The 14,364-nt window shown below is 29.9% G+C and carries 11 protein-coding genes; 8 read left to right on the top strand and 3 right to left on the bottom strand.

Annotated features, from left to right (window positions below; all coding sequences use genetic code 11):
- Positions 1–185: 185 nt before the first annotated feature.
- The 7 genes from FOC48_RS08455 to FOC48_RS08485 all read left to right on the top strand — a co-directional run bounded on the left by FOC48_RS08455 (position 186) and on the right by FOC48_RS08485 (position 10,507).
- Positions 186–854: a response regulator transcription factor gene (locus FOC48_RS08455; RefSeq protein WP_003147437.1), complete on the top strand. Its 669-nt coding sequence runs from the start codon at positions 186–188 to the stop codon at positions 852–854.
- 80 nt (positions 855–934) lie between these two features.
- Positions 935–1,840, top strand: coding sequence for a sensor histidine kinase (locus FOC48_RS08460; protein WP_254263176.1), 906 nt, complete (start codon positions 935–937; stop codon positions 1,838–1,840).
- Between the two features lie 271 nt (positions 1,841–2,111).
- Positions 2,112–3,719, top strand: coding sequence for an ATP-binding cassette domain-containing protein (locus tag FOC48_RS08465; RefSeq protein ID WP_003147440.1), 1,608 nt, complete (start codon positions 2,112–2,114; stop codon positions 3,717–3,719).
- A 216-nt stretch (positions 3,720–3,935) separates the two neighbouring features.
- Positions 3,936–4,688, top strand: coding sequence for an ABC transporter ATP-binding protein (locus FOC48_RS08470; protein ID WP_003147441.1), 753 nt, complete (start codon positions 3,936–3,938; stop codon positions 4,686–4,688).
- A 1-nt stretch (position 4,689) separates the two neighbouring features.
- Positions 4,690–6,702 (top strand): ABC transporter permease, encoded by a 2,013-nt coding sequence (locus tag FOC48_RS08475; RefSeq protein ID WP_003147442.1) that lies wholly within the window; start codon positions 4,690–4,692, stop codon positions 6,700–6,702.
- 473 nt (positions 6,703–7,175) lie between these two features.
- Positions 7,176–8,897 (top strand): ABC transporter ATP-binding protein/permease, encoded by a 1,722-nt coding sequence (locus tag FOC48_RS08480; RefSeq protein WP_003147443.1) that lies wholly within the window; start codon positions 7,176–7,178, stop codon positions 8,895–8,897.
- A complete protein-coding gene (locus FOC48_RS08485; protein WP_003147444.1) occupies positions 8,897–10,507 on the top strand; it encodes an ABC transporter ATP-binding protein in 1,611 nt (536 codons plus the stop codon). Before FOC48_RS08480 ends, FOC48_RS08485 begins: the two co-directional genes overlap by 1 nt.
- 43 nt (positions 10,508–10,550) lie before the next feature.
- Here the strand turns inward: FOC48_RS08485 and FOC48_RS08490 are convergent, their stop codons facing one another.
- Genes FOC48_RS08490 through FOC48_RS08500 form a run of 3 tightly spaced genes read right to left on the bottom strand, consistent with a single transcriptional unit; the run spans position 10,551 to position 13,009 of the window.
- A complete protein-coding gene (locus tag FOC48_RS08490; RefSeq protein ID WP_003147445.1) occupies positions 10,551–11,189 on the bottom strand; it encodes a TetR/AcrR family transcriptional regulator in 639 nt (212 codons plus the stop codon).
- Positions 11,190–11,208: 19 nt separating this feature from the next.
- A complete protein-coding gene (locus FOC48_RS08495) occupies positions 11,209–12,291 on the bottom strand; it encodes an ABC transporter permease (protein ID WP_003147446.1) in 1,083 nt (360 codons plus the stop codon).
- 1 nt (position 12,292) lies between these two features.
- Positions 12,293–13,009: an ABC transporter ATP-binding protein gene (locus FOC48_RS08500; protein WP_172497930.1), complete on the bottom strand. Its 717-nt coding sequence runs from the start codon at positions 13,007–13,009 to the stop codon at positions 12,293–12,295.
- A 717-nt stretch (positions 13,010–13,726) separates the two neighbouring features.
- Between FOC48_RS08500 and FOC48_RS08505 the strand changes: the two genes are divergently transcribed.
- Complete coding sequence (locus tag FOC48_RS08505; protein WP_003147449.1) at positions 13,727–14,164, top strand: MepB family protein; 438 nt, start codon at positions 13,727–13,729, stop codon at positions 14,162–14,164.
- Positions 14,165–14,364: the final 200 nt, after the last annotated feature.

Below are 14,364 nucleotides of genomic sequence, written 5' to 3' on the forward strand. Positions count from 1 at the left end.
ACAGTTAACTATAAGAAATATCGATTATAAAATATTAAGGTCAATTAATTTTATTATAAAAATTATAAATAACTTTAATATTTAAGGAAAATACTCCTCTTTTATATAAATTTAAGAATTAATTTCTGTTTGTTTACATTTTATGGTATAATTTTATTAAAGTTTTACAATAAGGAGGAGATAACGTGTATAAAGTAATGATAGTAGAAGATGATGAGATAATTTCTAACTCAATAGCTGGCTATCTTAATAAATGGCAGTACACTACATATGAAGTAAGTAACTTTCAAAATGTTATTACTGAATTTGTAGAAGAAAAGCCAGACATAGTGTTAATGGATATAAATCTCCCCTATTTTGATGGATATTATTTTTGTGAAGAAATAAGAAAAATATCTAAAGTACCTATTATATTTATTTCATCAGCTAGCGATGATATGAATATAGTTATGGCTATGAATATTGGTGCAGATGATTTTATAGAAAAACCTTTTAAACTAGTAGTATTAAAAGCTAAAATAGAAGCTCTATTAAGACGTGTTTATAATTTTAATAGTAGTAATTCGCTAATTGTTTATAAGGAAGTTATTTTTGATATAAATAAAGATGAAATTAAATACAAAGATAATATTGCAACATTAACAAAAAATGAAAGTAAAATTTTGACGATATTATTAGAAAATAGAGAAAAGATTGTTTCTAGAGAAGATATAATAGCCGCTTTATGGCAAAGTGATAACTTCATCGATGAAAACACCCTATCGGTTAACATAAATAGGCTGAGAGCTAAGTTAAAAAGTATAGGAATAGATGAATTTATTACGACTAAAAAAGGTAAAGGATACATCGTCTAATGGAAATATTAAAAAGTTATTTAAAGAAAAACATAAAAGTATATATTTTATTTATAGTTTTTATTCTAATATTTTTCATTATGTTTTATTTGTATAATTTACCACTTGAGGCGCTAATTTATACAGGAAGTTTTTGTTTTTTAGCAGCGCTTATAGCTAGCTTTTCTGATTTTGTTAATTATAAAGAAAGCTATAAGAAATTAAATTTCTTGGAGCAAAATATACTAAATGACCTAGAAGCTCTGCCGAAAAGTTTGGATATTAGAATAGACTATTATCATAAAATTATAGAGAAATTATATGAAGAGTTGGAGAAATTAACTCAGGAAAATCGACAAAAAAATACAGATATGGTCGATTACTACAGTATGTGGGTTCATCAGATAAAAACGCCGATTGCTGCGATGAATTTTCTATTGGATAATGAAGAAGTAGATCAAAAAATCTTACAGCAAGAACTGTTTAAAATAGAACGATATGTTGAGATGGTTTTAACGTACATAAGATTAGATAGCACGTCGTCGGATTATGTTATAACGAAGATTAATCTCGATGAAGTTGTGAAGGATACTGTAAAAAAATATGCAGCGTTATTCATTAACAAAAAGATAAAATTAAACTATGTTTCACATGAAACAATGGTGATTAGTGATAAAAAATGGTTGAGTTTTGCCTTTGAACAAATATTAGGTAATAGTGTGAAATATTCTAGCACGAATGGCGAGATAACTATTGAAACATTTGAAAACAAACTTGTTATAGAAGATAAAGGAATAGGTATTAAAGAAGAAGACTTACCTCGAATTTTCGAAAAAGGTTTTACAGGATTTAATGGAAGATATGAAAAAAAATCAAGTGGTCTAGGTTTGTATTTATGTAAAAAAACTTTAGATAAACTTGGTCATCATATAGAAATTTCTTCAACAGTTGGAAAAGGAACTAGAGTAGAAATTACATTCCCGAAAGAAGATACATTGAGGGATTAGATAAAGAACAAGGCAATAAAGAATCCTCTTTGGAGTTAGATTATAGATTTAACTTCTGAGGGGATTTTTTTATTTAAGGTGCATAGATATAAATTGACGGACTCCGAGCGTAAGTTAGCTATAAATTAGCTAAACCCTAAAAAACCTACTTGATATATATTATAATGTATATAAAATTATTTTCTAACTAATAAAAGAAATTATCTGAAAACTACCTTGTTTAAGTTTATTTTATTTGATAGAATAATAGTAAGGTGTAAGGAGGGAAAAGATGAAGCAGTATTTAAAGAAAAGATATTTAGAAAATAGTTTGTTACTTTTACTAATTATTTTTGGAGGAGCATGTAAGGTTGTCGCTGCGTATTTTATAGGGGATGGATTTAACGAATTAATTAAGTCAAATACCGATGGCTTTTTCTATAATATAGCCTATGCCGGTATAGTGTTTTTATTATATTTGGTTTCTCTTTATATAAAAATTCCGTATGAAAACTATGTGGTGCAAAAAATGATAACGGACATTCGATGTGATGTAGTCGATGCAATTTCTAAAAATAACTATGCTAATTTCAATAAGAAAAATAGCGGTGACTACATATCGTGGCTTAGTAATGACTTGATGATTGTTGAGGAAAAAGGATTTGGTAATTTTTATCAAAGTATTACAGCGATAATAGAGACTTTTTTAGCTATAGTTGGACTGTTTGCATTCCACTGGTCGATTATTGTCTTCTCGATAATAATGAGTGTTCTTACATTAGTTTTACCAGCTCTTGCGCAAAAATCTATCCAGAATAAAGCTCAGAGATATTCAGGTTCGTTAGAAAAATTAATAAGTAAAAATACAAATTACTTACAGGGATTTGATAGTTTACTATCGTTCAATAAATTAGGAATTTTGAAAAAAATTGTAGAAAGTTCTTCTAATGAAGTACTAAAAGAATCTGTGTCGCTAAGAAAAAGTGTCGGTTTAGCTGGAGTTCTAGGTGGTTTAGGTAACTTAGTAGGACAAGTTGGTGTAGTATTACTAACAGGAATACTAGCGCTAAAAAATATTGTTGGTTTTGGATCTATTTTAACGGTAGAATCACTAACCTCAACGATTTTCAACTCTGTAGGAAATATTATGAATATTACGGTAGAGTTAAATATCGTAGTGCCAATCTTTGAGAAATTTGAGAAATTTAAAGAAGAGGCTAAGGCAATTAATGAACAAGATACAAGTAAAAAATTATTAAATGAAGAAATTGAAACTATAGAATTAGAAGACGTTTCTTATAAATATGAAGAAAAAAGTATATTAAAAAATATTTCGTATTCATTTAATAAACATGGGAAGTACGCTATTGTCGGTGAAAGTGGTAGCGGAAAATCTACATTATTAAAATTATTGACTGGAAGAATAGAAAATTACGAAGGTTCAATTAAATTTAATGGAGAAGAACTAGAGAATCTTAATAAGTATAGCCTGTATGATAAGATGCTATATATTCCGCAAGAACCTTACATTTTCACAGAAAGTCTAAGATTTAATATTACGCTAGGTGATGAATATACTGATGAAAAAATCAAAGCTACCTTAGAAAGTGTAGAATTAGGAGAATTTTTAGCAGGTCTTGAGGACGGTTTAGATACTGAGCTTGTAGAAGGCGGTAAGAATTTATCAGGTGGTCAAAAACAAAGAATAGCCCTAGCTCGTGGAATTATTAGAGAGAAAAGAGTAGTACTGTTAGATGAGATAACGTCTAATTTAGATAAGGATAACGCAGAAAAAATAGAAGAACTTCTATTAACTAATCCAGAATTAACGGTAATTCTAATAACACACAGACTAGATAGCAATTCTGAACAAAGATTCACAGATGTATTGAGACTGTAATTTCCCAGGAAATAAAGTTGCTAGACATTCTTGAAATGAAATAAAAAGTAATAAATATCCCAATCTTACAAAAGTGTAAGGTTGGGACCTTTTTTGTAAGGAAAATCGATAGAATCTGTAAGAAAAGTAAGGTAGAATATAAATATAAACAACGAGGAAGTTGTAGAAAAGTTCGAACTAGGAAGATAAGATAAAAAGAATTCAGGAGTGATAAAAATGTTATTAGAAGTCAACAATGTAAGAAAAGTTTATACGACAAGATTAAGTACTCAAAGTACAGAAGCGTTAAAAAATGTAAATTTCGCAGTAGATAATGGTGAATATGTAGCGATCATGGGTGAGAGTGGAAGTGGTAAAACTACTTTATTAAATATTATCGCAACATTCGATAAAGCAACGTCAGGGAATGTGAATTTAAATAATTTAGATTTAAGTAAGCTGAAAGATAAAGATTTAGCGAATTTCCGCCGTGACAATCTAGGATTCGTCTTCCAAGATTTCAACCTACTTGATAATTTTTCTATAAAAGATAATATCCTATTACCGCTAGTACTAGCTAATAAAAAATATAAAGATATGGAAAAAAGGTTAGAGAAAGTAACTAAACCTTTAGGAATTGATAAATTAATCAATAAGTTTCCATATGAAGTATCTGGTGGTCAACGTCAAAGGGTTGCGGTAGCTCGTGCGATTATTACAAATCCAGCTCTAATCTTAGCGGACGAACCGACAGGAGCGCTAGATTCAAAATCAACAGATCAACTGTTAGAAGTATTTGAAAAACTAAATAATGCGGGACAAACAATTATTATGGTTACGCACTCTGTGAAAACAGCAGCTCGTGCAAAACGTGTATTATTTATTAAGGACGGAGTAGTTTTCCACGAACTTAGAAAAGGAAATGCGACTACTAGTGAGATGTTCCAAAAAATTAATGATACGTTAACTTTAATGCAGGCAGGTGAGTAAGATGAGCTTCTTTTATAGCAAATTTGCTTTAAACAACCTTGTAAAAAATAAAAAATTTATAATACCTTATGTGTTATCAGCAATTTTTACAATAATGTCATTTTACATACTATCATCTCTAGCCTTTGGGGATAATTTAGACAAACTTCCAAATGGTATCGATGCGACCAAACAGGTATTAAGTTTCGGGATTATTGTAATTGCGCTGTTCTCTGTAATTTTCTTATTTTATACTTACAGTTTTCTAGTAAAACGTAGAGTAAAAGAATTCGGATTGTATTCTGTTTTAGGTATGACAAAAAAACAAATAGCTAAAATCTTAGTGTTAGAAACAATTATTATCGCTGTAACTACAATAGTGTTAGGAATTGGATTAGGAATAATTTTTGATAAACTTATGCTGTTAGTATTATTGAAGTTATTCTCAGCGGGAGTTAGCTTTGGTTTCAGTATAACACCGATAGCTATAGTTTTCTCAGTATTATTATTTGGAGGAATATACTTCTTATTATTACTTTATACTGTTATAAAAATAGCTAGACTTAGAATTGTAGCCTTATTAAAAGATGAAAATAAAGGTGAAAAAGAACCAAAATCTAGATGGATTCTAGCGATAATTGGTTTAGCGTTAATCGGTTATGGATATTACACAGCACAAACTGTACAAAATCCTATAAAAGCAATATTAGTATTCTTTTATGCTGTAATTGCGGTAATTATTGGTACATATTTAGTGTTCATGGCAGTTAGTATAACAGTACTAAAAATTATGAAAAATAATAAAAATTTCTACTATAAACCTAAAAACTTCATCAGCGTTTCTGGTTTATTATACAGAATGAAAAGAAATGCAGTAGGATTAGCGAATATCTGTATATTATCTACTATGGTTCTTGTAACTATGGGATCAACATCGGCTTTATATGCAGGTATGGAAAAATCTTATAATGAGAGATTCCCAAGACAATTAATGATCGCAGGTTATCATTCTACTAGTGATAAACTAAAAGAAATCGAAAATAATGTAAAATTATCAGCTAAAGAAGCGGGAACTGAAGTACAAGATTTAGTATCATATAATTCATTACCTATGGTAGGAAGATTAGTTGAAGATAAATTTAATTTTGAATCATATGTAGGTGTAGACTTAAGTAATGTTAAAATGATAGTTGTTTTACAATTAAAAGATTATAATAAGTTCGCTAATAAAAATAAAACATTAGAAAGTAATGAGATTTTATTACATATCGATAAAAAAGGAAATTACAACTATAATAGTATTTCTCTAAATGGCAGTGAATATAAAATTAAAGAAAAATTATCAGAGTTTCCAGGAACAATAGGTTCAGATACCGCAAATATTATGGATACATATTATGCTGTTGTTAAAGATGAGAAAGAAGCAACTAAATTAGCTACAAAACTAACAGAGTTAAGTAGTAAAGAGTTAGAAAAAAGAGGGATTGGTTTACAATCAGGTGCTCCTACACTTCAAAACTACGTTGCATTCAATATTAAAGATACAGATAGAGAAGCTAAGGTAATCGAAAGTTTCAAAAAATTAGAAAAAGGAGAGAGTGTATCAATAGAAGGTAAAGAAGAAAACAAAATTACATTCAGAGGAGTATTCGCATCATTCCTATTCATCGGAGTGTTTATAAGCTTTATCTTCGTAATAAGCCAAGTGGTAATCATGTACTACAAACAAATCTCAGAAGGATATGAAGATAAAGGAAACTTTGAAATTATGAGAAAAGTAGGTATTACAGATAAACAGATTAAACAATCAATCAGATCACAAGTACTGTTAATCTTCTTCTCACCGCTAATTATAGCGACATTACACACGATAGTAGCATATCCATTTATTGAGAAAATATTAAGATTATTCTTAATAACAGATAGTAGCATATTTTTACAAGCACTCGCTGTGACAATTGTAGTCTTCGCAATCTTCTACCTAATAGTTTATGCGATAACATCAAAAATTTACTATAGAATTATAAAAGAATAGACAAAAATAAACTCCAGAGGAAAATTCTGGAGTTTTTTTGTTTTATCTACATTTGGACTTTTGTTCTTACAAAATGGGAGATGTAAGAACAAAAGTAAGCTAAAAAGTAGAAAGAAAAGCTATCTACTGTCTTTCTAAAGGAAACACAAAAATCAATAAATAGCGTCAAATTGTACATCTCACAAAAACAAAACTATGAAATACAAAGAGTTACCGAGAATAAGATGAAACTCCGTTTCCCGAACATTCTCTATATTTTTGAACATTTTCGTAACAATAAACAAGAAAGCTATCTTTTAATTTAGCTATATAGTATAATAATAATTGATAATATATATCAATAAAGGTAGCTAGAGCCTTTTTCTCAAAAAGAGTGAATGTTGGACTTTTATAAGAAACAACCTAGATCTGATACCATAATATTACTCTTTTTGTGTAAAAAATCTAAATTTGAAATTAAATAAGGAGATATTATGAAGATAGATGGTAGAGCGATGGCTCTCTTTAATATCAAAAGAGAAGTATATCTCGTAGCGATTCTTAAACTTGTTGCCTTTTGGTGCTCGCTATTTTTTATCTACAATTTCGTAGATTTTCTATTTTATTCACTAGGTGAAGAGAGTAGAAGCGGTGCTGTATTAGGGTTTATCTTGAAAACGGTAGTAGGTTTAGTAGTGTATTATGCAGCTACAACTGGGGATAATTACTTCAGTCACAAAATTTCTAAACAGGTTAGAAATACATTAAGAAAAGAAATTTACAACAAAGTAGAAAAACTTTCACTAAATTACACAGAAGCAGTAAATACTGGTAGTCTTCTTGTGATGAACTCTTCATCAATCGTGAATATTGAATTTTATTTCAATAAGTTTGTACCGCAGATGTTTGCGACATTGTTTATTGTGCTTAGCTCGTTTGTTATTTATGGGAAGATTCATATTCTGTTGTTTATAGCGATGTTATTACTATATCCGCTTATCCCTGTATCTATTATGATTATTATTAAGAAGTCGAAAAAGGCTAATAAAAAGAACTTCAGCGATTTCTTAAGCTTATCTGAAGTATTCTACGATAGATTATCAGGTTTCACAACGGCAAAAATTTATGGTAAAGAAGATAACGTAGCGAGTGATGTTGATACTCGTAGTGCAAAATATAGAAAATCGACGATGGCATTACTTCGTCACCAACTTAATTCTATTAATGTGATGGATGCTATTACTTATGTTTCTATTTTTATCTTATCAATTATTGCTATCTTTGCGGTGAAAGATCAGAAGCTTATAGTTTTTGTTATTGTTGCTACATTAGAATGTTTTAAACCATTACGTGCTTTAGGAGGATTGTTCCACATTTCGATGAAAGGGAATGTTGAGTTAGATAATATCTACAAACTTCTTGATCATCCGGAACAGGAAAAAGATGAAACTATCAAGGTTGAAGCTGGGAAAAATATTGTTCTGAACAATGTAAGTTTCTCTTATGGTGAGGAGACGACTTTAGAAAATATCAATATGCTATTTAAACCTGGTACGAAAACAGCATTAGTAGGAGAAAGTGGAAGTGGTAAGTCTACTATTATCAAACTAATCTTAGGTTTAAATTCTAATTATAGTGGAAGTATAAAATACGACAACTTCAATATTGATAGTATTCCTACTAGAGAGATGGCTAAAATTACGACACTTATTACTAATGATAGTTACTTAGTTAAAGGTACTGTAAGAGAGCATTTAAGTGTTCGCAAAAATATAACTGAAGAAGAAATGTATAATGCTTTAGAAAAAGTTAATCTTAAAGATTTTGTTGAAGAACACGGAGGTCTAGATTATGAGCTTGCGATAGGAGCTGCGAACCTTTCTGGTGGTCTAAAACAAAGGCTACTTGCAGCAAAAGCAATACTAAAAGATTCTTACTTGTATATACTTGATGAAGCTGTATCGAATATTGATGATTACAGTAAAGAAATCGTGCTTAATGCCTTCGATTCAATTAAAGAAGGAAAAATTATTATTGTTATTTCTCACGATTTAGAGACTGTGACAAATTCAGATAATATTTATGTTCTAAAAGATAAGAAAATTATCGAAGAAGGAACACATGCTGAGCTGATTGAAGAAAATTCTCTATATAGAAAATTATTCACAGATCAACAACAACTGAAATCAAAATTTTTAGCTAAGGAGGTAGAGTAATGACATCATTAAGAGAATTAAAACAACTTTTAGCTATCGCTCAAGAGTTTAAACGTCCATTACTTAGAGCGACTTTATTTGGAAGCTTAGGTCACTTAACACTTGTCGTATTTACCTACTTCATCTCGTTGTTCTTTTTAACAAAAATAACAACAATAGCAGCAATTTTATTTATCATAATTTTCGCTTTAGCTGTGTTAAAAGGATTATTTAGCTATACTGAGCAACTTTTAAACCATTATGTTGCGTTCAAAGTATTACATGCTTTACGTGTTAAAGTTTTAGAGAAATTCAAACGTATATCTGTCGATAGTTTTACAAAAAACACTTCAGGTGATTATATGACGATGATTACGACTGATATCGAATTATTAGAAGTTTTCTACGCGCACACGATAACACCATTTATGATCTATATCGTGCAAAGTTTAGTAGTTAGTATCTTCTTACTATTCTTTAGCGTGAAACTAGCGTTAGTAGCTTTAATAATCTATATCGTAATCGGACTTGTGTATCCACTAAGTTTTAGAAATGTCGGACAAGACGTTGGTGAAAATTATCGTCGTAAACTAACTCAAGTAAATAACAATTCATCAGAAGAAGCTTATGGAATTTTTGAAACATTACAATATGGAAAAATCGATGAGGCTAAACGTAATATCGATATGGAAACTGAGGAACTGACAAGAAGTTCGTATTTAAAAAACAAATTCTTAGTAGATTTAAATACTCTAAATGTTGTAACTTACAATATCGGGGTGTTGGCATTTATCTACGTTGCAGCTTCACTTGATAGTCAGTTCATAACTGTATCATTAGTTGCGATGTTTATCGTATCGTTTATTCCTATTTTATACATGGGGAATCTTGCTTCAACATTAAGTCAAACGATGGCTAGTGGGAAGAGATTTTTAGAACTTATGAATACGCCGGAAGAAGCGGAAAATAGAGGTGTAGTTGTTGATTTTAACGAACTTAAAGTTGAGAATTTAACATATCGTTACGCTGATAATACTGTAGTGGATAATTTAAGCTTTGATGTGAAAAAAGGCGAAGTTATAGGATTAAGTGGACCAAGTGGTTGTGGTAAATCTACAATAGCGAAACTTATTATGAAATTCATCTCAGATGAAAATATGGAAGGTAATATTACTATCGATGGTGTCGATCTAAGAGAGATAGATAATCGTTACTTTAGAGAAAATAGTTCGATAATACTACAAGATAGTTACTTATTCAATGCAAAAATTAAAGATAATATCACATTCTTCGAGAAAGATTTGGATAAAGAAGAGTTGGATGCATCATTAAGAAAAACTAATTTAAGAGGTTTTGTGGATAACTTGAAACGTCGTGAAAATGAAATCGTTGGTGAGAGAAGTTCGAATATAAGTTCAGGGCAAAAACAACGTTTATCAGTAGCGCGTTCATTCTACAATGACAGTAAACTTCTAATTCTAGATGAAGCAACAGCGAACATCGATATCTTCAGTGAAATCGAAGTGCTAAAAGCTTTAGAAGAAAGTAAAAAAGATAAGATAACAATAATAATTTCACACAATAAATCAACATTATCAATCTGTGATAAGGTGATTAGATTAGGTGAGTAAAAAGTGAGAGGAACTTGGAAAATACCAAGCTCCTCTTTTTTTATTATCGTGTTAAGTTTTTATAAATTTGTTGTTTAATAAATTGTAAATCATGCTCCTCAGTAGGACAAGGAACGTCTTCAAAAAGAATAAATCTTTGGACTGAGTAGGTACTGATAGGTCCTGCGAATGAACGAATAATTTCGGATGTTGATAAGTTCTCGTTAATTTCAGGATTAGTTTCTCTATATTTTTTTAATATAGCTTTGAAGTTTATTTTTTCAAATGTTATTTTTATAGAATCAATAAGTTGTGTTTTAAAATTTTCATTTGTTAATATTTCTGAGTATACTATTTTTATAGTATCCTTATTTTCTTTTAGGAAAACCATGCGATCTTCGACAACGTAACTGATTAATTCTTCAAGGGAGTTGGTATTTTGAGTTCTTTTTAGAAAATTTAAAAACAATTTAGGAATAACAGGGACTATTATTGAATATAATAAATCTTCTTTAGTTTTAAAGTATTTGAATACTGTTGCCTGACTAACGCCTGCTTCTTTAGCGATTTGAAGCGTAGATGTCCCATGGTATCCTTGTTTTGCGAATAATTTAATAGCAGCTTCTATTGTTTTTTTCTTACCGGGTGGGAAGGATTCGTCATGAGAAATGCTAAAGTAAGATTGTAAGATATTTTCAGTCATAAGGGTCTCCTATTGTTTTTTAAACTTTTCTATATCGTTTTAAGCCTAGAATATTAAGTATTATTAGAAGGATGCAAAGTGCAAGTAGAACAACGATATCAGTTTTAATTGCAAGAAGATTTTTACCTTCTAAAATTATTTTGCTTAAACCGTCACTAGCATACGTAACAGGTAGGATTTTACTAATATAAACGGCGATTTTCCCCATACTTTCAACAGATACTATTCCTGAAAAGAACATTTGTGGAATGATTATTACTGGAACGAACTGCATAATTTGGAATTCTGATTTTGCAATTGTAGAGATTAGTAAACCTAATGTTAAGGCAACCATTGCTAGTAATACATTAACTATTATAACATAAAATGGATTTCCAGCAACTTCAATATTTAATAAATATATAGATGATAAAGTGACGATAATAGTTTGAATTACAGCTAATGAGCTATAAGATAGCACATATCCTAGGACAACTTCACTTCTTTTTACAGGAGTAGCTAAAAGTCTATCTAGAGTTCCGCTAGTACGTTCTTTTAGTAGAGCCATACCAGATATTAGAAACACGAAGAAGAATAGGATATAGCCGATTAAAGTAGGTGCAACTTTATTGAAAAATGTTGAATCTGCATTACCGTAGTTATAATATTCTTTAACTTCAGGTTCTTGTTTGCTTTCACCTAATTTAGGATTTACTTTTTTAACAACTTCTACCAAGTTTTTTACTTCTGATGCTTTTATAGAACTTTTTAAAACTTGTTGAGCTTGCATAGTTTTAGTAGAATCTATGTTAGCATGAGTTACTGTATAAGTATTGTTATCGTAAGAAATTACAGTATCAATTTCATTATTTTTTAATTTTTCTTCAGCAACTTCTTTTGATTGATATTCCTGTAGATAAACGTTGTCGATATCTTTCATTACAGATACGACACTTTGAGGAGTATTTACAGAAGCTACAGTAATTTCAGAATTTGTATTTGCTGAAAAGACTATGCTGATTAACCACATTATAAAAATAGGAGCAACGAACATCATTGCCAAAGTTCTTTTATCTCTAAAAAACTCTTTAAAAACTCTTTTTGAAATAGTTAAAATTCTCATATTATTTTTCCTCCGCTTTTAAGAATACTTCTTCGATAGTAGCAACATTATTTTTTTCTTTTAGATTTTTTGGTGTATCAAAATCTATAATATCACCACGAAGAAGAAGTCCTACTTTATCGGTAAGTTCTGCTTCGTCCATTACGTGAGTCGTCACAAGGATTCCAACACCGTTATCCCTCTGCTTGAACAATTCTTTCCAAATGTTACGACGAAGGCTAGGGTCTATACCGACTGTAGGTTCATCGAGTATAAGTAACTCAGGGCTACCGATTAGCGCAATAGCGAGTGAAAGTCTGCGTTTCATCCCACCTGAATAATTCGATACTAATTTTTTTAAGTGATCGGTTAGATCAACAATTTTAGCTACATAAGCTATCTCTTCTTTTAGTTGTTTTGAAGAAACACCTTTCATTCTTCCAAAGAATTCTAAGTTTTCGCAGCCGGTAAGCATCTCATAAAGGGCATCGCTTTGTGCCATATATCCAATATTAGAAAGAATTTCTCTTTTTGGCATTTTGTTATCTAGAACAAGGGCTTCACCTTTATCCGCTTTTTCCATACCGAGCATTGTTTTTATTAATGTTGATTTTCCGGCTCCTGAAGGCCCGATAAGACCGATAATTTCACCTTTTTCTAGGTTGAAATCAATATTGTCCAGGACTGTTTGATCACCGAAACTTTTTGATAATGAAGTAATTTGTATTAATTTTTTCATAAGAATCACCTTTCTTCCTAAGAGTGAGTAAACACTCACTTTATAAATAAAAAAATATAGCTGAGATTATGTGAGAGATAATTGTCCCCCTAATTATTTTAGAACTAATATTATTAAAGAACAGTTTACGATAGGTGTAAGGAAATATCCCATTAGAAATATGATTTCAAACCTCTAGTGAGCAAACATTCACCTCACACTTAATATTATAGTGATTAATCACTCACTTGTCAAGAAGGAAAATTGAAAAGTTATAAAAAGGGGGATAAATGGCAAGTATTTTGACAAACCAAAATATTTGTTATAACATAAAAATAGAAGAAGTCTTATTGAAGTAGAAAAGGCTCTCTACACACTCTTTTATAGAGTACCTGAGATGATGGGTACGCCGTCTATCCTTTAAGACTCTTGTCAAAAAGTAAAAGAACATTCTTCGGAGTGTTCTTTTATTTTTTAAGATAAGTATTTCACAGATAATATGGTTTTGGAGATATTTATTAAAAATCTTATAATATAAACTTATATTAGAGTCACCTTAGTACAAGAAGTAATATATAGCATATAAATATGATATAATATTTATAAAATCAGAATAATAAAATATGAATCAAGTTTTTAGAAGATAAAAAGATAATAAATCATACGAGGGGGTTATTATACCTGGGGTATGTAGTAATTCAAGTGAAAAAAATTTTGTTAAGGGGGAGATACGTCATAATGAAAATACTTGAGGTTCTAAATGAGTTTTATGGTGATTTTGAATTCATTAAAGAAAAGTGGAATGAAAAATACGAAGGTATCCTTATCGAAATAAAGGAAGAGCAAGGCTATAAAAGATGTCGCTTGGCAAAAAAAACACCCAAAAAAGAAGGATATTTTACAGTCTTTTGGAAAAATGACTCAAGAAATAAAAACATTCCATATACTAATGAAGATCTAGGGAATGAACTCGTTATTGTTGTGATCGATAACGATAAAAGAGGACTTTTTATTATTCCAAATGATGAGGCTATCCGTAAAAAAATTCTCTCGACAAAAGACAGCAAAGGAAAAATGGCTATGAGATTTTATCCACCTTGGTGTACGGATTTAAATAAAACAGCTCTAGAAGCACAAAAATGGCAATTGAAATTTTTTAGAATAATTGAATCATAAGAATAATTTTTGGTGCTCTTGGCGAAAAATATTGATGAAATCTTTAGTGGATTCATATATACGCAAACGATTTGTTTTTTATGCTCGATAAGAATTTCACTGTTAATGTCATTTTTAAGATATTTATTATAAAATCTTATAATCTAAACTTAGTTTAAAGTCACCTGAGTAAAATAGTTAATATATATCACATAAGTGTG

Source organism: Gemella haemolysans, from assembly GCF_012273215.1.
GTDB lineage: Bacteria > Bacillota > Bacilli > Staphylococcales > Gemellaceae > Gemella > Gemella haemolysans_A.